The sequence below is a fragment of the Micromonospora sp. NPDC049282 genome (genome assembly GCF_043197045.1).
GTDB lineage: Bacteria > Actinomycetota > Actinomycetes > Mycobacteriales > Micromonosporaceae > Micromonospora.
On sequence record NZ_JBICSL010000008.1, the window covers coordinates 252134 to 272900 of the forward strand.

Here is a 20767-nt window from a genome sequence, read left to right on the forward strand (position 1 = left end):
AGTCGCGAACGAGAGGCAGGCCCAGCGCGAATGATTACGAGGCTTTTGATCGCCAATCGGGGGGAGATCGCCCGCCGGGTCCTCGCCACCTGCCGGGCGCTCGGCGTGGCGACCGTGGCCGTGCACTCCGACGCGGACGCCGACGCGCCGTTCGTGGCCGAGGCCGACCAGGCGGTCCGGCTGCCGGGGAACACGCCGGCCGAGACGTACCTGCGCATCGACCTGATCCTGGACGCGGCCCGCCGGTCCGGCGCGGACGCCGTCCACCCCGGCTACGGCTTCCTCGCCGAGAACGCCGAGTTCGCGGCCGCGGTGACCGACGCCGGCCTGACCTGGGTCGGTCCGCCGGCCAAGGCGATCGCCGTGATGGGCGACAAGATGGCCGCCAAGGCGCTGCTCGCCGACGCGGGCGTGCCGATGCTGCCCACCTGGACCGATCCCGGCCAGGTCACCGACTTCCCGGTGCTGGTCAAGGCCAGCGCGGGCGGCGGCGGCCGGGGCATGCGGGTGGTCCGCGACGCCGCCGGGCTGGCCGAGGCCGTCGCGGGGGCGCGCCGCGAGGCGGCGGCGGCGTTCGGCGACGGCACCGTCTTCATCGAGCGGTACGTCGAGCGCGGCCGGCACGTCGAGGTGCAGATCTTCGGCGACAGCCACGGCACGGTGCTGGCGCTCGGGGTGCGCGACTGCTCCGTCCAGCGCCGCCACCAGAAGATCGTCGAGGAGGCGCCGGGGGTGCTCCCCGACGACGTGCGCGAGCGGCTGCACGAGGCGGCGGTGGCGGCCGGCCGGGCGGTCGACTACGTCGGCGCCGGCACGGTGGAGTTCCTGCTCGCGCCGGACGGCCGGGTCCACTTCCTGGAGATGAACACCCGCCTCCAGGTGGAGCACCCGGTCACCGAGCTGACCACCGGGCTGGACCTGGTCCGGCTGCAGCTGCTGGTGGCCGAGGGCGAGCCGTTGCCGGTCCCGGCGACGCCGGCCGCCGAGGGGCACGCGATCGAGGTGCGGCTCTGCGCCGAGGAACCGGCCCAGGGCTTCCGCCCGGCCACCGGCACGCTGCACCGGTTCGCGATCCCCGGGGTCGCCGCGGAGTTCGGGCCGGCACGCGGGCTGCGCCTGGACTCGGGCGTGGTGGACGGCTCGACGGTGAGCGTGCACTACGACTCGATGCTGGCGAAGCTGGTCGCGTGGGCGCCCACCCGCGCCGAGGCGGCCCGCGCCCTGGCCGGCGCGCTGGCCCGGGCCGAGCTGCACGGCGTGGCCACCAACCGGGACCTGCTGGTCCGGGTGCTGCGCAGCCCGGAGTTCGCCGCCGCCGACGCCGACACCGGCTTCCTGGACCGCCATCCCGAGGTCTTCGAGCCGCTGCTGCCGGCCGACCAGCTTCCGCTGGCCGCGTTGGCGGCGGCGCTGGCCGGTGCGGCGGCGCGCCGGGCCGCCGCGCCGGTGCTCGCCGGGCTGCCGTGGGGTTGGCGCAACGTGCCGGCCGTCCCGCAGGTGACCCGCTTCGCCACCGCCGACGGCGACCTGGAGGTCCGCTACCGCCTCACCCGCGCCAACACCCTCGCCGCTTGGGAAAGGGCGGGCCCCTTCTTGACGCATTCGGCAGAGGAGGGGGCTCCGCTTGACACCGAGCCGCAGCCGCAGCCGGAGCCGCAGGTGGAGCTGGTGACCGCCGCCCCGGACCGGGTGGTGCTCGACGTCGACGGGGTTCGGCGCGCGTTCCGCGTACACCGGGTGGGTTCGTCGGTCTTCGTGGACGGCCCGGACGGGGCGGCGAGCCTCACCGAGCTGCCACGGCTGCCCCCGCCCACCGTGGAGCTGGCCGCCGGGTCGCTGCTCGCGCCGCTGCCCGGCGCGGTGACCAGGGTGCACGTCGAGGTCGGCCAGCGGGTCGCCGCCGGTGACCTGCTGCTGACGCTGGAGGCGATGAAGCTCGAACATCCCGTGCTCGCCCCGGCCGACGGCGTGGTGGCGGAACTGCCGGTGCCGCCCGGCGGCCAGGTGGAGACGGGCGCGGTACTGGCCGTGGTCGACCCCGAGGAGGACCCGCAGTGAACTTCGACCTCACCGAAGAGCAGGACCAGCTCCGCGACGCCGTGCGCGCGCTGGGCCGCAGGTACGGCCACTCCTACTTCGTGTCCAAGGCCAAGGCCGGGGAACACACCACCGAGCTGTGGCACGAGGCCGGCCGGCTCGGCTACCTCGGCGTCAACATCCCGACCGAGTACGGCGGCGGGGGCGGCGGCATCACCGAGCTGGCGCTGGTCTGCGAGGAACTGGCCGCGGCGGGCTGCCCGCTGCTGCTGCTCGTCGTCTCCCCCGCGATCGCCGCCACCGTGATCAACAAGCACGGTACGGAGGAGCAGCGCAAGCGGCACCTGCCCGGCCTCGCCGACGGCTCCCAGAAGATCGTCTTCGCGATCACCGAGCCGGACGCCGGCTCGAACTTCCACCGGCTCGGCACGGTGGCCCGCCGCGACGGCGACGACTGGCTGCTCTCCGGCCGCAAGGTCTACATCTCCGGCGTGGACGAGGCCGACCATGTGCTGGTGGTGGCCAGGACCGAGGATGCTTCCACCGGGAAACTGAAGCCGGCGCTGTTCATCGTGCCGACCGACGCGCCCGGCCTGGAGAAGTCCAAACTGGACATGGAGATCCTGTCCCCGGAGAAGCAGTTCCTGCTCTACCTGGACGACGTCCGGCTGCCCGCCGACGCGCTGGTCGGCGAGTCGCTGGACGCCGGCCTGCCGGCGCTGTTCGCCGGGCTCAACCCGGAGCGGATCACGGTGGCCGCGATGGGCGCCGGCACCGGCCGGTACGCGATCGAGAAGGCGTCCGACTACACCGCCACCCGCAAGGTCTGGGGCGGGCGCGCGATCGGCTCCCACCAGGGCGTGGCGCATCCGCTGGCGCACGCGGCCGTGCAGGTGGAACTGGCCCGCCTGATGATCCAGAAGGCGGCGGCGCTGTACGACGCCGGCCGTGACCTGGAAGCCGGCGTCTCCGGCAACATGGCCAAGTACGCGGCCGGCGAGGCCGCCGCGCTCGCCGTGGACACCGCCGTCCAGGCGCTCGGCGGGGCCGGCATGACCACCGAGTACGGCGTGGCGACGCTGCTAGGCGCGGTCCGGGCCGGCCGGATCGCCCCGGTCAGCCGCGAGATGATCCTCAACTTCGTCGCCCAGCACGTCCTGGGCCAGGACAAGTCCTACTGACCGCCGTTCTCGGCGGCGAGTGGAACGCCATGGAGGTCAAATCGGGCCGGCGACAGCCATGGCGTTCCACTCCCGCTCGTCTCCCGCGATGAGTGGAACGCCACGGCTGTCACGGCGGTGGAGCGGCGCCCTTGGTCGGGCGGCGGACCTGGCCGACCTGCTCTGGAGCACGCGCTGACCAGACCGCTTGCCGACTCCGGAGCGGGCTCGCGTCGGCGTCGGGTGCCGGGCAGAAGCAAACGGCCCCCAGAGGGCCCTCCGCTTCCGAGATCTGGGCCGAGGACGCCTCAGGCGTCGAAGGTGCCCGACTTGATCCCCTGGACGAAGCCAGTCCACCGATCCGTCGCGAAGGACAGCGTCGAACCCTGCCGATCCTTGCTGTCGCGGACCAGCACGGCCTGGGAGGGCGTGGCAACTTCCACACAGTTTCCCTCGTTGCTGCGCGTGCTCTTCTTCCAGATGAGGGTGGTCATATCCGTTCCTCCGCGATCGATGCGATGAGTTTGCGGGACTGCACTGCGGTCAGCGCCAGCTTCTCCATGGCGACCCACGCCTCCCCGTAGGTGGCCACCTCGCCGGGCTTGTCGAGGTAGAGCGCACCCGTCAGGCTGTCGGAGTACACGAGTGACGGCTCCACTCCTCCCTCGAAGTCGAGGATGGTGAACGTGCCGCTGGTCATGTTGCCTTGGTGCAGACCCACGGCCGAGGGGATTACCCGCAGCGAGACGTTTGGCTGCCGACTAACCATGATCAGGCGTTCCAACTGCTCCCCGTCCACCCCTCGTTGCAGGACAGCCTCATCCAGCAGGACGTCGAACTGCGGCGCACGCGGTGAGGCCCGGGTCAGAAGCGCCTGACGACCTCGACGCACGGCTACGCGCCGTTCGATCTCGCCGTGGCTCATGTCTGGACGTGCCACCTCCAAAACGCGGGTGGCGTATGCCTCGGTCTGCAACAGGCCGGGGACGAGCTGCGCCTCGTAGGTGCGGAGGCGGGCGGCGGCGGCCTCTAGTCCCACGTACAACTCGAACCACTCCGGGATGGCATCTCCGTAGGAGTGCCACCAGCCACGCCCCTTCGTCTCCTTGGCGAGGCCCATCAGCGCCTCGGTCAGGTCCGGTGAAGCTCGGTAAATTTTGCACATCGCTTCCACGTCGAGTGATCGCATCGACGTAGCTCCGGTCTCGATCCGCCAGATCTTCGGAGTCGACCATTCCAGTGCGTCCGCGGCCGCCTTGACTGTCATCCGCGCTTCCTCGCGCAGCTTTCGTAGGTACCGCCCCAGTTGTCGCCTCGGGACGGTCGAGCCGGCATCTGTCGTCACCAAGCACTCCTCCTCCGTGACTACATACCAGACGAAACCTGCGCTCGATATGTAACACCTGTCGACCACGCTGAGCAATCGGGATCGTCGATGTGAAAGACCCTCTCGCGCTTCATCCAAAATGTAATATTGCATCTGACGGCCAGTGAGTAAACGATGACACCGAGTGTGGTGGTCGGATGACCGTGCATGGCCCGGCCGCCATGCCCCTCACCTGAGGAGTGGCGGATGAACAGGCACTTCAGCTACGCCGACTACTTGCTCGCCCTGGCCGAGAACCTGGCGCGCAAACACCGTCCGGTGTGGTCGCTGCGACGGGCCAGGCGGATGTGTTCATGCGGGTCACCGCTGCCCTGCCGGGTCAGGCAGCGCGTCCTGATCAACCGAGGTCACTGGTGACCGCGCACGGTCCGGTCGTGCCGCTCTGGATCTGCTCGGCCTGCCAGCGGCCCTGGCCCTGCCCCACCCGCCGCTGGGAACTGCTCGGTGAGTACGCGCACGCGCCCGGCGACCTGGCGCTCCTCATGGCGTCGCACCTCGCCGCCGCGTCGGAGGATCTGAGCTGGGCCGCGCCGGCCACGCTCCATCGCCGGTTCTTCGGTTGGCTGGCGTGAAGGCCGGTGACCTGCTCCTCGTGACCCGTGCGGCCAGCCCGCAGTTCGTCACGCCGATCCTCTTCCGGCTGATCCGCGAACTCGACTGGACCACCTACGACGGATGGGTCTGGCTGGACGGTTACCAGGTCGACGAGCGCGGCGACGCGACCGCCCGCCGATCCATCTTCGTCCTCAGGACCGCACTACGCCCCCAACAGCGCGCGACGGTCAGTCGGCCGTGCGACAGGCGGCGTCTATCCGGTGCACCGGGCGGACCCGGCGGCCCAGGCCCTCCAGCAGCGAGTCCTCCACGTGGAAGTCACGTACCCGCAGCTGCCGTCGGGGCAGCTCGTCCTCGCTCGGGCAGAGCACCTGCGCGCGTACCAGGCCGACCGGCAGGTAGCGGACGCCACCGCGCTCCTGGAGCAGCACCACGTCGACGTCGTCCACGGTGACCACGTGACCACGGACGTCCTCCATGACGCCGGGCGACGACTCGACGGTGGTGACGGTCAGCGGCAGCACCGGCGTGGTGATCACCGGCAGCGCGGCCCAGACCAGCATGGCCAGCACCGCCGCCTCGGTGATCGAGGCGAGCGGCCGGATCACCGCCGCCGGCAGCGGGCCGGTGACGAACAGCGCCAGCACCGGGGGTACGACCAACAGCACCAGGGCGAGCGTCTCCCCCTGCCGGACGGCGTCGAGCAGGGTGGGCCCGAGCAGCCAGAGGTACCCGGCGAAGCCGGCGGCGAGCAGCAGCAGGCGGGGTGCCCGCTGCTCGTGCAGCCGCTCCGGGCTGAGCTGGAACGCCGCCACGAACGCCGGGAGCAGCAGCGGCAGGTAGAGCAGCGGCCAGGTGACCAACGCGAGCAGGAAGCTGGCCACGGCGAACCAGGCGGGCGTGCTGTCCACCCAGCGGGCGAAGAGCGGGCGGCGCATGCCCGTCGGCATCCGGTCCACGCTGACGCGCAGCACCGCGCCGAGCGCGAAGACCGCGACCAGGGCGGTGGAGAGCAGCGCGGCGGCCGTGGTGAGGAAGCCGGCCAGCAGGTTCACCGTGCCGACGTTGGCCACCAGCAGCAGCGTGGTCTGCAACTCGCCGCCCGCCTCGACACCGAGCCGGAGCACCGAGAAGACCGCCGGCACCCCGACCACCGCGGTCCAGAAGGACTGGGTGGCCCGGGCGCGGCGCGCGGCCGGGTCGGCCGGTGGGGGTACGGGCCGGGCTGGCGCGACGCTGTCCGGCGCGACGGCGTCCGGTGGGGCGCTGTCCGGTGGGGCGGCCGGGGCGGTCATCGCCGGGGCGCCTTGTCGTCGAAGTCGACGAGCTTCGGCACGTGCAGCGGCTGCGGCTGGGACTTGTCGGCCTTCAGCCACGGCCCGAGCGTGCGGTTGTAGGCGGTCAGCCATGGGCTGCTGATGCCGTCCCGCCCCTCCAGATAGCTCTTCTGGAGAGCGAACGCGACGAGGTCGCGCAGCGCCGGGTCACCGATCGGCACGCCGACGCCGAGCAGCTCGCTGGTGCCGAAGGGCATGTCGACGATCTCGAACTCGGTCGGGTACTGGGAGAGGAAGCCGGCCAGGATGGTCTCGTCGGAGCTGACCGCGTCGTAGCGCCCTTCCCGGATGCCCCGCACGCAGTCCCCGACGGTCTTCACCACCTTCGCCTGGACCTGGTGCTTCTCCAGCTCCGCCTCCGTGGTGGAGCCGCCGCTGGTGCAGATCTTCAGGTCCGGCCGGCGCAGGTCCTCGATGGTGCGGACGCGGTCACGCAGCCGCGTCGGCACCATCACCTCCTGGGTGGTGACGAAGTACGGCCCGGCGAAGCTGATCAGCTTCTCCCGCTCCTCGGTCATCGAGAAGCTGGACACCACCAGGTCGACGGTGCCGCCCTGGAGCGCGGGGATGCGGTCCTCGGTGGCCAGCGCCACCCACTGGATGCGCTGCTCGCCCTGGAAGCCGAGCGACGCGGCGATGTAGCGGGCGATCTCGACGTCGAAGCCGACGTGCGCGCCGTCGCGCAGCTCGCCCATCAGCGGCTCGGTCTCGGACACCCCGATCTTGATCTTCGCCTGACCGTCGACGTGCGACTCGTGCAGCTTGTCGAGGACCGAGGGCAGTGGGGGCTCGCGACGGTTGTCGCAGCCGGCGGCGGCGGCCAGGGTGAGCGTCAGCGCCACGGCCAGCGTGGTGGCGAGCGAGCGGAGCCGGTGACGGGGAGAGACCTCGGGCATCGGGCACCTCGATCACGGACACGACGACAGGGCACTCAGAGTAGCTGCCACCACACAATGTGCTGCGTTCCGACGGGCCCGGGGTACGGCGAGTGCCCGATCATCTGCCGTACCCCGGGGGTCCGTCAGCGGACGGTCAGCGTGCCGACCGCGGGCCGCGGCGTGGCCACCGGCGGCAGCCGCTTCGGCTCGCCCCGGCCCGGCTCGCCGGCGCGGGCCAACTCGCTCTTGGACGAGTCCGCCCGGTCGGGCGCCGACTCCTCCTGGAACGGCTGGGAGTCACCGACGCAGAGCGTGCCGTTGGCCGGCAGCTTGCCGGTGAGCAGGTACGCGTCGATCCGGCCGGTCACGCACGCCGAGGTGCCGTACGCGGTGTGCCCCCAGCTGTCGCTGCTCAGCAGCCGGCTGTTCGGCAGCAGCCTGGCCGAGCTGACCGCGCCCTGGTAGTTGGTCGCCGGGTCCCAGTAGTTGCCGACCACCAGCACCGGGGCGGCGGTGGTGCGGTTGAACGGGCCGGTGTAGGCGTCCTCGTCGCGCACCGTCCAGGTGTTGCGGGCGCACGGCGAGGTGGCCCAGGCCCAGGCCCGACCGAAGTACGGCGCCCGCTGGTCCTCCCTGGCCGACAGCGCCGGCCAGGCGTCCGCGCTCTTCGGGTGGTACGCGTCGGTGCAGTCCACGGTCAGGAACGTCTCCAGCCCGTTGTTGTACGGGAAGTCGTACCCCCGCTGCTGCCGGGCCTGCGCGGCGCGGGCGGCGAGCGCCTTGCGGGCCGCCGCGGTGGCGGCCTTGCCGGCGGCCGGGTCGGTCGCGGCCAGCAGCTGGACGGTGATCTCCACGACGGACGACCAGCCGTACGGGTCGTAGAGCGAGCCGAGCGTGGCGCCGACGAAGTCGGCGTAGCTGACGGTGTACGAGCCGTATTCCGGGTCGTCGATCACCACCGGCTTCTTGCGCAGTCGCTTCGCCACCGTCTCGTAGGCGGCGACCGGGTTGCCGGTGGAGGCCAGCGCGCACTGCTCGGGCCCGACCCTGCCGCACCGGACCAGGATCTCGTGCAGCGCCTTGTAGGCGCCGTCGGCGCTGCGCAGTCGGGCCTCCTGGACCTGGTCGCGGGCCTTGCCCTGGCCGACCCAGGCGTTCGGGTTGAGCACGCCGTCGACGACGAGCGCGCGGAACCGGTCCGGGAACATGTTGGCGTAGTACTGGCCCAGCGCGGTGCCGTAGCTGAAGCCCAGGTAGCTCAGCTTCTTGTCGCCGACCGCCCGGCGCAGCACGTCCAGGTCGCGGGCCACCTCGGCGGTGGACGCCGCGCCGGTCAGCGGCTTGCCGGTGGTCGAGCACGCCTTGCCGACCGCCTTCGACGAGGCGACGTACGCCTTCTCCTCGGCCTTCGTCCACGGGAACGCGACGTTCAGCCCGGCGTACGCCCGGGTCTGGTCCTTCACCGACGGGAAGCACTTGATGTTGTCGCTGGCCGCCACGCCGCGCGGGTCGACGCCGACGACGTCGAAGCGGTCGAGCAGGTCGTCGCCGAGGAAGTAGGGCGCGGCGAGCGCGATGTCCGTGCCGGAGCCGCCCGGGCCACCCGGGTTGAGGAAGAGGCTGCCCACCTTGTGCTGCTGATCGCGGGCCTTGACCCGGAGCAGCGCGACCTCGGTGGTGGCGCCCTTCGGGTTGTCGTAGTCCAGCGGCAGCCGGACCGTGGCGCACTCGGCGTAGTCGTAGCAGGCGTACCAGTCGAGCTTCGGCGTCGGCACGCGGTCCACCCGGCGCGCCTCGGCCGCACTGGTGCGGTCGTACGTCGGCGGTTGCGACACCGGCGCGGCGGCCGCGGCGGGCGCGACGGCCGATCCGGCGAGGAGGATCCCGGCGATCCCTGTTGCGGCGAGGGACCGGACTACTCGGGGCATGTGGCTGCCTTCCGGTGGGGAACAGATCCGTCGAGGAAACCTCGACCCCCGTCACTCTAGGGATCGGCGACCATCGGAGGTGCCCCCCCCAAACACGGACCGAACCAGGCAAAAGGCCAACGGATGTAACGATTTTTTCTCGATCGACGCTTTTCGCGATCCGATGTGGAGCGCGTCGGTGACGGGAAGCCGTCCCGAGTCGCCGGTTGACAGGTCGACGTGCTGGGCCATGCTTGTCGGGTGAGTTCGTTCCCGAGGTCGAATGCGCGGACGAAGGCCGTCGTCGCGTCCGTGGCGACGCTGGCCGCGCTGGTCACGCTGGCGGTCTGGCGGCCGCCCGGCATCCTGTCGGTCGCGCTGGCCCTGGTCTGCGTCGTACTCGGCATGGTCGCCGGAGTGACGATCACCGCCGCCCGGCAGTCGGCCGGCGGCGCCGAGGCCCCGCCGGCCGAGGGCTGGCCGGTCCCCGATCCGGGGTACGGGGTGGACGCCGACACGCTGGAGGCGATCGACCCGCGCGCGGTGCGGAACCTGCGCACCCCGGGCGGCCACCCGGTCGACGCGGACACGCTGGAGACGCTCGACCCGAGGTCGGTGCGGCAGCGGGCCGGGAACGGGATCAGCGACCGGTGAGGGTGGGGCCGGCGAGCCCGTTCACGCCCTGCCCGGCCAGGCAGCGGTAGGTGCGGTCGGGCTCGGTCGCGGCCGGCGGCAGCACCTCCAGGTTCCACCCGCTCGCCGGCTCGACGCCGCTGACCAGCCGGAACGTGCCGGTGTTGCAGACCTTGCGGACGGCCGGGTCGGCGGTCACCGCGTCGTGCGCCGCCCCGGCGAGCGCGGCCGGCAGGTCACCCGCGGCGTACGTCTCCCAGGTGTGCCGCCCGTCGCACGGCACCCGGCTCGCCTCGGCCCGGTCGCGGCGCAGCCGCACCGGGCCGTAGCACTCCAACTCGGACCCGCAGCGCGCACCGGCCGGTAGCCGGACGTCGGCGGACGCGCAGCCGGGCAGCGGCGTCGCCCCGGCCACGCCGGTGGCCAGCACGGTCGGCGACACCGTCGGCGGCGGCCCGCCGGCCAGCCAGGCGCCGGCGCCGGCGGAGGCGGCCAACGCGAGCACGCCGGCCCCGCCGAGGAACCAGCGCCGCGGCCAGCGCCGGCTCCGCGCCGGCACGGTCGGGTGGTCGTCCTCCGCGGGCGGCCGCGGGCTCGGCCCGCCGGTGCGGCCGTACGGGCCGCCGGTGCCGACGAACGGGTGCGCCGGGGCGCCCGGGTCGAGCGGGAGCGCCGCGAGCATGCCGCGCAGTTCCACCGCGGAGGGCCGCTCACCCGGATCGTTGGACATGCCCAGGCGCAGCACGTCGATCAGTTCCTCGGGCGCCCCGGGCAGGCCGGGGATCGGGTGCTGGAACATCTCCAGCACGGTGACCAGGCTCGGGTTGCGTTCGGACTGCCAGCGGGGCGGCCGGCCGTGCATCACCGCGTAGAGCGTGGCGCAGAGCGCGTAGACGTCGACGGCCGGGCTGGGCGGGCTGTGGCTGAACATTTCCGGCGGCGCGTACGCCGGGGTGAGGACCTCCAGCGTGACCGAGGCGTCGCGCACCTCGGCCAGCACCGCCAGCCCGAAGTCGGCCAGCACCGCCGAGTTGAACTCGGAGTGCAGGATGTTGGCCGGCTTGACGTCGCGGTGCAGCACGCCGGCCGCGTGCGAGTGGGCCAGCGCGTCGGCGATCTTCACGCCGAGGTCGCGCGTCTCCAGCGGGCCCAGCGGCGAGGTGCGCATCCGCTCCGCGTACGAGCCGTCGCACAGCTCCATGATCAGGTAGGGGTGCTGGTCGACGGTGACCCCGACGTCGAAGAGGTCGACCACGTGCGGGTGCGACGACATCCGGCCGGCGGCCCGGGCCTCGCGCAGGAACCGGGCCTGGTCGCGCTCGCTGTCCAGCGTCCGGTTCTCGACCTTGACGGCCACCTCCCGCCCCACCGAGATCTGGGTCGCCCGGTAGACGGTGGCGTAGCCACCCCGGGCGAAGACCTCCAGATCGGTCAGACCGGGCACGATGGGCAGCCGCAGGGCGCCGGGCGGGGTCTCGGTCACGGCTCGAAAATACCCAACGGTCCCGGTCGGTCAGCGCGCCGCGTCGGAGGCCGGTGTCGGCACGGAGTCGCCCGGCCCGACCGGACCGGCCGGATCGGCGGTCGCCCGACGCGCGTCCCACCACAGGCCGGCGGCGGTCGCCAGTGCGCCCAGCCCCTCCCACGCGGCCACCCCGAAGAACCGCCCCGGCGCCACGTCGGAGAGCACCGCGATGGTGAACACGGTGAACGTGACCAGCCGGAACCAGACCGTGAAGCGGTAGAACGGCCGCCACTCGGTGGCGACCGCGAGCAGGTAGTAGACGCCCATGTTGAACGAGGCCATCGAGGAGGCGGTGAGGAACGTGCCGGTGTAGTCGCCCGGCGCACGCTCGGCCGGCACCTCGAAGCCGAGCAGGCGCAGCTGCGTCTCCGGCCAGATCAGGCCCAGCGCGCCGAGCAGCAGCGCCAGCAGCCCGAAGACCGCGATCGTCCAGCCGGCGCCGGAGCGCGGCAGCCTCATCATTCCTCCCCATGCACGCCGGTGACGGTGATCGCCCATGCGCACCGCCGCCCCACGCTAACCGGCTCCACCGACGAACACATCACCGGAAACGGCAGAACCGGAAGTGCTCAGCCCGCGACGAGGCGGGCCCGCAGCGCGTCGGCGGCGGCCCGCTCGCTGCGCTGCTCGGTGGCGTACGCCAGGCGCACCGCCTCCTCGGCGCTGGCCCGCGCCTCGGCCGGACGGCCGCAGGCATCCAGCGTCTCCGCCAGCACCAGTCGCGCCACCACCTGGCTGCGGACGTCCTCGGCCGGGGCGGAGATCGCCCGCTGCGCCCAGTCCAGCGCCTGCTCGCGCTGGCCGTGTGCGAGCAGCGCGTAGGCGTAGCGGGCCATCGTCTGGCGCCGGGAGAACAGCAACGAGGGCGCGTCGGCCGCCCCGGTGGCCACCGGGGCGAGCAACCCCACCGCGGTCCCCGCGTCACCGGCCGCGACCCGGGCCATGGCCAGCAGCACCCGCGGCGCGACCTGGGCCGGCGCCTGCGGGTTGTGCGGTTCCACGCTGGTCAGCACCGTGCGCGCCTCCCGCTCGGCGGTCTCGCAGTCGCCCATGTCCAGCGCGACGAAGCCGCGCAGCGTGCCGACCATCCCGGTGAGCAGGGGGTGGGTGGTGCGGTCGGCGTACTCGAGCGCGTCGGTGAACAGGTCGGCGGCGTGCTCCGGCTCGCCCAGCCCGCGGGCCACCACGCCGCGCACCACGAGCGCGAAGCCCTGCCCCCAGTCGTCCCCCACCTCGGCGAAGTCCCGGTACGCGCGCCGCGCCGCCTGGTCCGCCTCGGCCAGGTCGCCCAGCTCGGCGGTGGCGTACGCCTCGACCGCCCGCAGCGTGCCCACCGCCCACGCCTCGCCGACCCGCTCCCCGAACGGCAGGAACACCTGGGCCAGCCGGCACGCCTCCCGCAGCCGGCCGGCGAGCAGCCGGGCGAACGCGGTGGTGCCGCGCAGCCACGCCCGCCCGTACGGGTCCTTCAGCTCGGCGAAGAGCCGGGCGGCCCGGCCGAGCACCGCGTCGGTGCCGGCGAAGTCACCCCGGGTGGTGGTCACCCAGGCCAGGTTCTGCAACGACCACGCCTGCCCGCGTGGATCCCGCGCCGCGAGGCTGACCTGGTAGGAGGCGGCGAGTCGGCTGCTCGCCTGCCCCAGTCGGCCGGCGATGAAGTCGGCCATGCCGAGCCGGCGCATCGCCGAGCCCCGCACGGTCGGCAGGTCGGCGTCGGTGGCCACCTGCAACGCCTCCTGATAGCTGCGCTCGGCCCGCTCGGCGTCGCCCAGCGTCTGCTGGGCCTGCCCGGCCAGCAGCAGCGCGGCGGCCCGGATGGCCGGTTCGCCGGCGTTCGCGGCGATCTTCTCGGCCGAGGCGAGCGCGTCGGCCGGGCGGCCGATCTGCAGCAGCGCCCGGGCGTGCACCACCCGGTCGGCCGGGGGCACCGCGCCCCGGGCCAGGTCGGCCGCGCGCTCCGCGTACTCGACGGCAAGCGCCGGCTCGCCGAGCCGCAGCGACCGGCGGGCGGCCCGGCCCAGTGCGGCCACGCCCAGCGGGGCCACCGCCCGGGCCGGCGCGTCCGGGCGGAGCTTCACCGCGTCGGCCAGCGCGGTCGCCCGCTCGGCGTGCTCGGCGACGAAGTCGTCCCGGGCCGGCTCGGTGAACCCGCCCGCCGGGGCGCCCGCCTCGACCACGCTCTCCGGCGCGGCCCAGCGGGCCAGTGCGGCGTGCCGCTCGGCCAGCTCGGCCTTGCTCACCCCGGTGTACGCGGCCTCCCGCATCAGCGGGGTGGCGAAGGCGAACCCGGTGCGGGTGCGGTGCAGCATCCGCCGTTGCAGCAGTTCCTCGACGGCCCGGTCCAGCTCGACCGCGGCCACCGCGGCCGGGCGACCGTCCCGCCCGACCCGCTGCTCGCGCAGCGCCTCCAGCGCGCCCGCGGCCACCGTGTCGCCGACGACCGCGGCGTCGCGCAGCACCGAGCGGGCGTCCGGTGGCAACGCGTCGATCCGCGCCGCGAGGACGGCGGCCAGGTCCCGGGAGAGCAGCCGGCTGCCCAGCGAGCCGGGGGCCAGGCGCCAGGACACGTCCGCGCCGCGGCCCGGCCCGGCGGTCAGCGCCCCGCGTTCCATCAGCAGCGTGACCAGTTCGGCCAGGTAGAACGGGTTGCCCTGGGCGGTGGCGAGCAGCCGGTCGGCGTCGGCCTGGGGCAGCCGGCCCCCGGCCAGGTAGCTGGTGAGCAGCCGGGCCGCGTCCGCGCCGCGCAACGGCGGCAGCGCGTGCACCTCGGCGTCCGCGAGCCGGGTCAGCGCGCCGGCGGTCCGCACCAGTTCGGGGCGGCCGAGCAGCAGCACCAGCACCGGCCCGGCGAGCCGGTTGAGGGCCAGCGCGAGCGCCTTGACCGTCTCGGCGGTGGCGTCGTGCAGGTCGTCCACCACGATCACCATCGGCGCCTCGCCGGCGAGCGCGCTGAGCAGGTCCGCGACCGCGTTCGGCACCGCCTCGACGTCCGGTGGCGGGGTGGCGGCGTTCCACTCGACGCTCTCCGCGGCGGGCGGCAGCTCGGCGTACCCGAGCAGGGCCAGGAGCTGGTCCACGGCGATCGGCGGCGGGGCGCCGGGGAGCCGGGCGAGGCGTTGGCCGAGCCGGCGCAGCCGCTCCTCGACGGCCGGCCGGGTGACCGCGGTCGCCGCGTCGTTGGGCAGGCCGACCGCGGCGCGGACGAGGTCGGCCAGGGGCGCCAGCCGGCGCCGCTCACCGAAGGCGGCGCAGCGGACCGAGAGCACCCGCGCGCCGGTGTGCGCCGCGTACCGGCCGGCGCCGACGTCGTAGCCGGCGGCGAGACGCTCCACCTCGGCCGCGAACCGGGACTTGCCGATGCCCGCCTCGGCGGTCATCAGCAGCACCCTGGGCTCACCCCGGTCGATCACCTCGGCGAGCCGGCCGGCCATCCGGCCGATCTCGGTCTCCCGGCCCACGTAGGGCGCCTCGTCGCCGAGACCGGACCGGGTGCCCGGCGCGTCCAGCAGGCCCAGCAGCTCGTACGCCTCGACCGGCTCGCGCTTGCCCTTGAGCCGCAGCGGGCGCAGCGCCCGCCAGGAGGCGACGTGCCGGGTGGCCGTGGAGGTTCGCGCGCCGGCGTAGATCGCGCCGACCGCGGCGGCGTCGGCGAGCCGCGCGGCGGTGTTCACCGTGTCGCCGATGACCGTGTATTCGATGGCGGCCTGGATGCCGGCGATGACGTCCCCGGTGTTGAGCCCGACCCGCAGGCCCAGCGGCGCGCCGCCGCCCCGCTCGTCGTCGAGCACCCGGCGGACGGCCCGCTGCATGGACAGCGCCGCGCGCACCGCCCGCTCGGCGTCGTCCTCGTGCGCGACCGGCGCGCCGAAGACCGCCATGATCCCGTCGCCGGTGAGCTTGTCGACGTGCCCGCCGAACGTCTTGACCGCGCCGGCCAGCGCGGCGAGCACCCGGTCGGTGACCGCGCCGACCCGCTCCGGGTCCAGGTCCTCCGACCAGGAGGTGAATTCGGAGAGGTCGCCGAAGAGCACGGTGACCACCCGGCGCTCGGCGGCCGGCAGCGTGGCGGCGGCCGGCAGCGCCGCGCCGCAGTTGTGGCAGAACCTCGCGCCCGGCACGGCGACGGTCCCGCACACCGGACAGGTCACGGCTGCTCCACCCCGAGGTGTTCGAGCTGGGCGCGGACCGACCACTCGGCGGCCCACCACAGCGACCGGTCGACGTCGGCGTAGACCACGGCGACCACCTCGGGCGCGGTGGTGGCGCCGGCGGCCACGGCGGCGCGCACCTGGTCGAGCCGGGCCCGCCGGTGGGCCAGGTAGAACTCGGCCGCCGCGCCGCAGTCGGCCAGCGCCGGGCCGTGGCCGGGCAGCGCCGGGACTCCCCGGTACGTCGAGAGCAGTTCCAGGCTCGACAGATAGTCCCCGAGGTGCCCGTCCGGGTGGGCGACCACGGTGGTGCCCCGGCCGAGGATGGTGTCGCCGGTCAGCACGACCCGCTCGCCGTCGTGCTCGACCAGGAAGCAGACCGAGTCGGCGGTGTGCCCGGGGGTCGTCAGCAGCCGGATGCCGAGACTCTCGTCGAGCGGGGCGTCGCCGGTCAGCGGCGCAGCGCCGAGGGCGTGCGCCGGGTCCGCGGCGCGCACCGGCACGCCGCCGAGCAGCTCGCTGAGCCGGGGCGCCCCCTCGGTGTGGTCCGGGTGCCCGTGGGTGATCAGCACGAGCCCGACCGGCCCGTGCGCGGCGATCGCGGCCAGGTGCGTCTCGTCGGCCGGTCCCGGGTCGACCACCACGGCCGGCGCGTCCGGGGCGGCCCGCAGCACCCAGGTGTTGGTCCCGTCGAGCGTCATCGGCCCCGGGTTGGGCGCACGCAGCAGCGAGACCCACCCCGGCAGTTCCTCCGCGAGTGCCCCTGCGGCCCCGGTCACACGCCCACCCATGGCAGCGATCGTACGACCCCACCCGCCATCCCCCGCGATCTTGCAGGTCCGGCCCGGGGTTTGTCCTCGTTCGGGGCTTGTGCCGGGGCGGAACCTGCATGATCGCGGGAACGGCGAGTTACGCGACCTCGACGATGAGTTCGACCTCGACGGGGGCGTCGAGGGGGAGCTCGGCCACGCCGACGGCGCTGCGGGCGTGCCGGCCGGCCTCGCCGAAGACGGCGCCGAGCAGGTCCGAGGCGCCGTTGATCACGGCGGGCTGGCCGGTGAAGCCGGTCGCGCTGGCCACGAAGCCGGTCAGCTTCACGATCTTGACCACGTTCTCCAGGCCGACCAGCGCGTCGATCGCGGCGAGCGCGTTCAGCGCGCACCGCTGCGCCAGGTCCTTGGCCTGCTCGGCGGAGACACCGTTGCCTACCTTGCCGGTGGCGAGCAGCTTGCCGTCGGCCATCGGGAGCTGACCCGAGACGTAGACGTGCTGCCCGGACTGGACGGCCGGCACGTAGCTGGCCACCGGCGGCACCACCTCGGGCAGTTCGAGCCCGAGCTCGGCGAGCTTCGCGTGGGGTCCGTTGCTCATGTGGTCTAGCCCTTCGGGCGCTTCAGGTACGCGACGAGCTGTTCCGGGTTCGGGCCGGGCACCACGGAGACCAGCTCCCAGCCGTCCTCGCCCCAGTTGTCGAGGATCTGCTTGGTCGCGTGGACCAGCAGCGGAACCGTGGCGTATTCCCACTTCTGCATCGGAGGAAGGCTCCCTTGCCTGGCTTGGACTTCGGTCAGGCACAGCCTACGGTCCGGCGACCTCAGCCAGTCGCGGGACGCTGCTCCGGCGCGGGCGGCTCGCCGCAGGGGCCCGGGTGCTCGTAGCGCTGGGGGCAGCGGCTGCGGTCGGCCAGCAGCAGGTCGCAGAAGACCCGGTGCCGGTTGTTCTGGTCGTCCGCGGTGGAGACGGTCGTCTCGCCGGCGTCCAGTTCGGCCAGGAAGCCCAGCGACGTGGCCACGATGCTGGCGAGCGCGGTGGCCGCCGCCAGGTCGGGCACCCGCACCGGCAGGTGGATGACGTAGCCGGGCTCCTCCTCGTCCCGGCCGCGGCCGGCCGGACGGACCAGTGTCCGCACCACCTCGACCGGGGGCCGGTAGGAGCGCTCGTTGAACGGCGTGCCGGCGCCGGGGCCGTCGGCGTCACCGGGCCGCGCGGCCCGGTCGCCGGGGGGGAACTGGGCTCGGGGAATGTTCTCCGCGTCGCGCATCCGCTGCCTCCGGGCGTCATACCTGCTCACGAACACCACCGGGCGGCCCGGAGTCCCCCGATCCGGCCACCGCGTCGCGACGAACGTAGGACGCGGCGTCCGTCCCGACAACGGGACGCGCATGACTGATCACTTTAAGTCACATATGCGACACAACGCTGGTCGGGAACGCGATGGCTTTATCGCGTTCGGCACGCCGCCCACGCGGGGCTGGCAAGCGGCCCGCCGACCGCTACCCTTCCGGACTGGGCGCGCGCGGTCGCTCGCCCACCACCTCGACCCCGTGCCCGTCGCCTGGGGCGGCGACGGGCGCGCCGCAACCCGGGGGAGATCGATGACCCAACCACCCGCCGGTGGCACGCCCGGCGAACCCACCCCACGGCCGGTGTCCGCCGGGGCCACGCCGGCCGGCGCCGGCCAACCACCGCTCGGCGCCACCCCGCCGCCGGGGCCCGCGTCCGGCCATCCGCCGTATCCGTCCGGCACGCCGCAGCGCAAACGCCCGACCCTGCTGATCGCCTCGATCGTGCTGGCCGCGGCGGTGCTGCTCTGCGGCGGTGGCGGCACGGTCGCCTTCCTCGCCCTCCGCAACGGCGAGGACGGCCACGGCGCGAAGGAGCCGCAGGTGGCGGTGGACGGCTTCGTCAAGGCCGTCTACCAGGACCGGGACGTCGAGAAGGCGGCCACGTTCGTCTGCGCCGCGGCCCGCGACGAGGAGAAGATCGCCGCCAAGGTCGCCGAGGTGCAGAAGTACGCCGGCCAATACCAGAACCCGCGGTTCCGCTGGACCAACCCGACGGTCGACAACCAGACCGGGGACCGGGCCACGGTCTCCACCCGGGTCACCATGACCACCGCCGACGAGAAGGTCGCCGACCAGGAGCTGCGCTTCACCGTGGTGCGGAAGGCGGGTTGGTGGGTCTGCGAGGTCGCCTGATCCCGGCGGCTGGTTAGGCTCGACGGGTGGCAGCGAGTGAGCAGCCGGCCGAGTCCGCCGGCAGATGGCGGGGCCGCCTGCACGTGGTGACCGGCAAGGGCGGCACGGGCAAGACCAGCGTGGCCGCCGCGCTGGCCCTCGGGCTGGCCGCCGGGGGTCGGCGCACCCTGCTGGTCGAGGTCGAGGGGCGGCAGGGCATCGCCCAACTCTTCGACACCGACCCGCTGCCCTACGAGGAGCGGCACCTCACCGACGCCCCCGGCGGCGGTGAGGTGCGGGCCCTGGCGGTCGACGCCGAGGAGGCGCTCCTCGAATACCTGGACATGTTCTACAAGCTCGGCGCGGCGGGTCGGGCGCTGCGCAAGCTCGGCGCGATCGACTTCGCCACCACGATCGCCCCGGGCCTGCGCGACGTGCTGCTCACCGGCAAGGTCAAGGAGGCCACCACCCGCACCGTCGGGTCACGCCGGGCGTACGACGCGGTGGTGCTGGACGCCCCGCCGACCGGGCGGATCGGCCGCTTCCTCAACGTCACGGCGGAGACCGCGCGGCTGGCCAAGGTCGGCCCGATCAAGACCCAGAGCGAGGGCGTCTCCGCGCTGCTCCGCTCGCCGATGACCTCCGTGCACGTGGTCACGCTCCTGGAGGAGATGCCGGTCCAGGAGACGCTCGACGCGGTGGCCGACCTGACCCAGCTGGGCTTCCCGGTCGGCCGGGTGATCGTGAACGGCGTCCGCCCGCCGGTGCCGGCCGGCCGGCCGGTGACCGCGGCCGAGCTGAAGCGGGGGTTGGCCGCCGCCGGCCTGCCCACCGACGCCCGGACCGTGGCCGGCCTCGCCGAAGAGGCACGCGACCAGCGGGTACGCCGGGAGCTGGAGGACTCGCTCCGGGGTGACCTGGTGGAGCTGGGGCTGCCCCTGACCGAGCTGCCGCTGCTGCCCGACGGGGTCGACCGGGCGGGGTTGGCGACGCTGGCCGAGGCGCTCGTCCGGGCGGATTGACTCACACCTGCGGCCGGCACGGAGCAGAGAGCCCCTCGGGACCGATACGCTCGATTGGTGCCTTCCGAAGACGCGGCGCCTCCGCTGGACGTCGACCAGATCCTCGCCGACCCGGGCGTGCGGATCGTGGTCTGCTGCGGTGCGGGCGGCGTGGGCAAGACGACCACCGCCGCGGCGCTGGCGCTGCGGGCGGCCGAGCGGCACGGCCGGCGGACGGTGGTGCTCACCATCGACCCGGCCCGCCGGTTGGCCCAGTCGCTCGGCCTGACCGAGCTGGACAACACGCCCCGCCAGGTCAAGGGCCTCGACGTCGAGGCCAGCGGCGGCGAGCTGCACGCCATGATGCTCGACATGAAGCGCACGTTCGACGACGTGGTGCTCCAGCACACCGACCCGGCGAAGGCGGCGGAGATCTTCGCCAACCCGTTCTACCAGGCGATGAGTTCCACCTTCGCCGGCACGCAGGAATACATGGCGATGGAGAAGCTGGGCCAGCTGCACGCCCGGGGCGACTGGGACCTGATCGTGGTGGACACCCCGCCGTCGCGTTCCGCGCTCGACTTCCTCGACGCGCCGGCCCGGCTGTCGCGGTTCCTCGACGGCCGGATGCTGCGGCTGCTGCTGGCCCCGGCGCGCAGTGGTGGGCGGAGCATGTTCAGCCTGGTCACGGCGAGCTTCGGGATGTTCTCCAAGGTGGTGCAGAAGGTGCTCGGCGCGCAACTGCTCACCGACCTGTCCGGCTTCGTCGCCGCGCTCGACTCGATGTTCGGCGGGTTCCGGCAGCGGGCCGAGCAGACGTACCGGATCCTGCAGGCCGGCGAGACGGCGTTCCTGCTGGTCGCGGCGCCGGAGCCGGACGCGGTCCGGGAGGCCGCCTACTTCGCCGGCCGGCTGCGTGACGAGCGGATGCCGCTGGCCGGGCTGGTGCTCAACCGGGTGCACCGGCCGGCCGCGCCGGGGCTGTCCGCGGAGCGGAGCCTGGCCGCCGCGGAGCGGCTGGCGGGCTCCGGCGGGCACGAGGGCACCGTCGAGGTGCTGCGTGCCCACGCCGCGCTGGCCCAGCAGGCAGACCGTGAGCAGCGGGTGGCTGCCCGGTTCACCGAGGCGTTCCCGGCGGTGCCGGCGGTGTCGGTGACGGCGCAGCCCGCCGACGTGCACGACGTCGACGGGCTGCGGACGATCGGCGAGGCGATCAGCCGGCGGTGAACGGGCCTACCGGCG

Annotated in this window: 19 protein-coding genes and 1 pseudogene; 8 read left to right on the forward strand and 12 right to left on the reverse strand. The window is 73.9% G+C overall.

Annotated features, from left to right (window positions below):
• The first annotated feature begins 30 nt into the window (after window positions 1-30).
• Window positions 31-2058, forward strand: a complete 2028-nt coding sequence (locus ACGFI2_RS15995) for a biotin carboxylase N-terminal domain-containing protein (RefSeq protein ID WP_393516851.1) — start codon at window positions 31-33, stop codon at window positions 2056-2058.
• Entirely contained in the window at window positions 2055-3218 is a 1164-nt protein-coding gene (locus ACGFI2_RS16000; protein WP_393516854.1) for an acyl-CoA dehydrogenase family protein, read from the forward strand. The genes ACGFI2_RS15995 and ACGFI2_RS16000 overlap by 4 nt, the downstream gene beginning before the upstream one ends.
• Window positions 3219-3505: 287 nt before the next feature.
• Here the strand turns inward: ACGFI2_RS16000 and ACGFI2_RS16005 are convergent, their stop codons facing one another.
• Entirely contained in the window at window positions 3506-3691 is a 186-nt protein-coding gene (locus ACGFI2_RS16005; protein ID WP_393516857.1) for a DUF397 domain-containing protein, read from the reverse strand.
• The gene (locus ACGFI2_RS16010; protein WP_393516860.1) at window positions 3688-4542 is read right to left on the reverse strand and encodes a helix-turn-helix domain-containing protein; all 855 of its coding nucleotides are present in this window, start codon (window positions 4540-4542) and stop codon (window positions 3688-3690) included. The genes ACGFI2_RS16005 and ACGFI2_RS16010 overlap by 4 nt, the downstream gene beginning before the upstream one ends.
• 416 nt (window positions 4543-4958) lie before the next feature.
• Between ACGFI2_RS16010 and ACGFI2_RS16015 the strand changes: the two genes are divergently transcribed.
• Both ACGFI2_RS16015 and ACGFI2_RS16020 read left to right on the forward strand, forming a co-directional pair.
• Entirely contained in the window at window positions 4959-5156 is a 198-nt protein-coding gene (locus tag ACGFI2_RS16015; RefSeq protein ID WP_393516863.1) for a hypothetical protein, read from the forward strand.
• Window positions 5144-5407: pseudogene (locus tag ACGFI2_RS16020) on the forward strand (hypothetical protein); the annotation flags it as partial. The gene ACGFI2_RS16015 and the pseudogene ACGFI2_RS16020, both read left to right, overlap by 13 nt.
• Here the strand turns inward: ACGFI2_RS16020 and ACGFI2_RS16025 are convergent.
• From ACGFI2_RS16025 to ACGFI2_RS16035, 3 genes are all read right to left on the reverse strand, one after another.
• Complete coding sequence (locus ACGFI2_RS16025; RefSeq protein ID WP_393516866.1) at window positions 5367-6434, reverse strand: hypothetical protein; 1068 nt, start codon at window positions 6432-6434, stop codon at window positions 5367-5369. The pseudogene ACGFI2_RS16020 and the gene ACGFI2_RS16025 sit on opposite strands and share 41 nt — an antisense overlap.
• Window positions 6431-7372, reverse strand: a complete 942-nt coding sequence (locus ACGFI2_RS16030) for a transporter substrate-binding domain-containing protein (RefSeq protein ID WP_393516869.1) — start codon at window positions 7370-7372, stop codon at window positions 6431-6433. The genes ACGFI2_RS16025 and ACGFI2_RS16030 overlap by 4 nt, the downstream gene beginning before the upstream one ends.
• 125 nt (window positions 7373-7497) lie before the next feature.
• Window positions 7498-9282 carry an alpha/beta hydrolase gene (locus ACGFI2_RS16035; protein ID WP_393516872.1) on the reverse strand — a complete coding sequence of 595 codons (1785 nt, stop codon included), beginning with the start codon at window positions 9280-9282 and terminating at the stop codon, window positions 7498-7500.
• A 240-nt stretch (window positions 9283-9522) separates the two neighbouring features.
• On the opposite strand from ACGFI2_RS16035, the gene ACGFI2_RS16040 reads away from it, so the two are divergent.
• The gene (locus tag ACGFI2_RS16040) at window positions 9523-9915 is read left to right on the forward strand and encodes a hypothetical protein (RefSeq protein ID WP_393516875.1); all 393 of its coding nucleotides are present in this window, start codon (window positions 9523-9525) and stop codon (window positions 9913-9915) included.
• Here the strand turns inward: ACGFI2_RS16040 and ACGFI2_RS16045 are convergent.
• From ACGFI2_RS16045 to ACGFI2_RS16075, 7 genes are all read right to left on the reverse strand, one after another.
• Entirely contained in the window at window positions 9902-11377 is a 1476-nt protein-coding gene (locus tag ACGFI2_RS16045) for a serine/threonine-protein kinase (RefSeq protein WP_393516878.1), read from the reverse strand. The two genes, ACGFI2_RS16040 and ACGFI2_RS16045, sit on opposite strands and share 14 nt — an antisense overlap.
• 30 nt (window positions 11378-11407) lie before the next feature.
• Window positions 11408-11878, reverse strand: coding sequence for a hypothetical protein (locus ACGFI2_RS16050; protein WP_393516881.1), 471 nt, complete (start codon window positions 11876-11878; stop codon window positions 11408-11410).
• A gap of 110 nt (window positions 11879-11988) precedes the next feature.
• Entirely contained in the window at window positions 11989-15567 is a 3579-nt protein-coding gene (locus tag ACGFI2_RS16055; RefSeq protein ID WP_393516884.1) for an adenylate/guanylate cyclase domain-containing protein, read from the reverse strand.
• Complete coding sequence (locus ACGFI2_RS16060) at window positions 15564-16358, reverse strand: MBL fold metallo-hydrolase (protein ID WP_393516887.1); 795 nt, start codon at window positions 16356-16358, stop codon at window positions 15564-15566. Before ACGFI2_RS16060 ends, ACGFI2_RS16055 begins: the two co-directional genes overlap by 4 nt.
• A gap of 118 nt (window positions 16359-16476) precedes the next feature.
• On the reverse strand, window positions 16477-16938 hold the full coding sequence (locus tag ACGFI2_RS16065) for a RidA family protein (protein ID WP_393516890.1): 462 nt from the start codon (window positions 16936-16938) through the stop codon (window positions 16477-16479).
• 5 nt (window positions 16939-16943) lie between these two features.
• Entirely contained in the window at window positions 16944-17099 is a 156-nt protein-coding gene (locus tag ACGFI2_RS16070) for a DUF4177 domain-containing protein (protein WP_013289021.1), read from the reverse strand.
• A 62-nt stretch (window positions 17100-17161) separates the two neighbouring features.
• The gene (locus tag ACGFI2_RS16075; protein ID WP_393516960.1) at window positions 17162-17608 is read right to left on the reverse strand and encodes a hypothetical protein; all 447 of its coding nucleotides are present in this window, start codon (window positions 17606-17608) and stop codon (window positions 17162-17164) included.
• Between the two features lie 334 nt (window positions 17609-17942).
• On the opposite strand from ACGFI2_RS16075, the gene ACGFI2_RS16080 reads away from it, so the two are divergent.
• Genes ACGFI2_RS16080 through ACGFI2_RS16090 form a run of 3 tightly spaced genes read left to right on the forward strand, consistent with a single transcriptional unit; the run spans window position 17943 to window position 20752 of the window.
• Complete coding sequence (locus ACGFI2_RS16080) at window positions 17943-18545, forward strand: hypothetical protein (protein WP_393516893.1); 603 nt, start codon at window positions 17943-17945, stop codon at window positions 18543-18545.
• A gap of 26 nt (window positions 18546-18571) precedes the next feature.
• Window positions 18572-19546, forward strand: a complete 975-nt coding sequence (locus ACGFI2_RS16085; protein WP_393516895.1) for an ArsA-related P-loop ATPase — start codon at window positions 18572-18574, stop codon at window positions 19544-19546.
• Between the two features lie 54 nt (window positions 19547-19600).
• A complete protein-coding gene (locus tag ACGFI2_RS16090) occupies window positions 19601-20752 on the forward strand; it encodes an ArsA family ATPase (RefSeq protein ID WP_393516898.1) in 1152 nt (383 codons plus the stop codon).
• The last annotated feature ends 15 nt before the right edge of the window (window positions 20753-20767 follow it).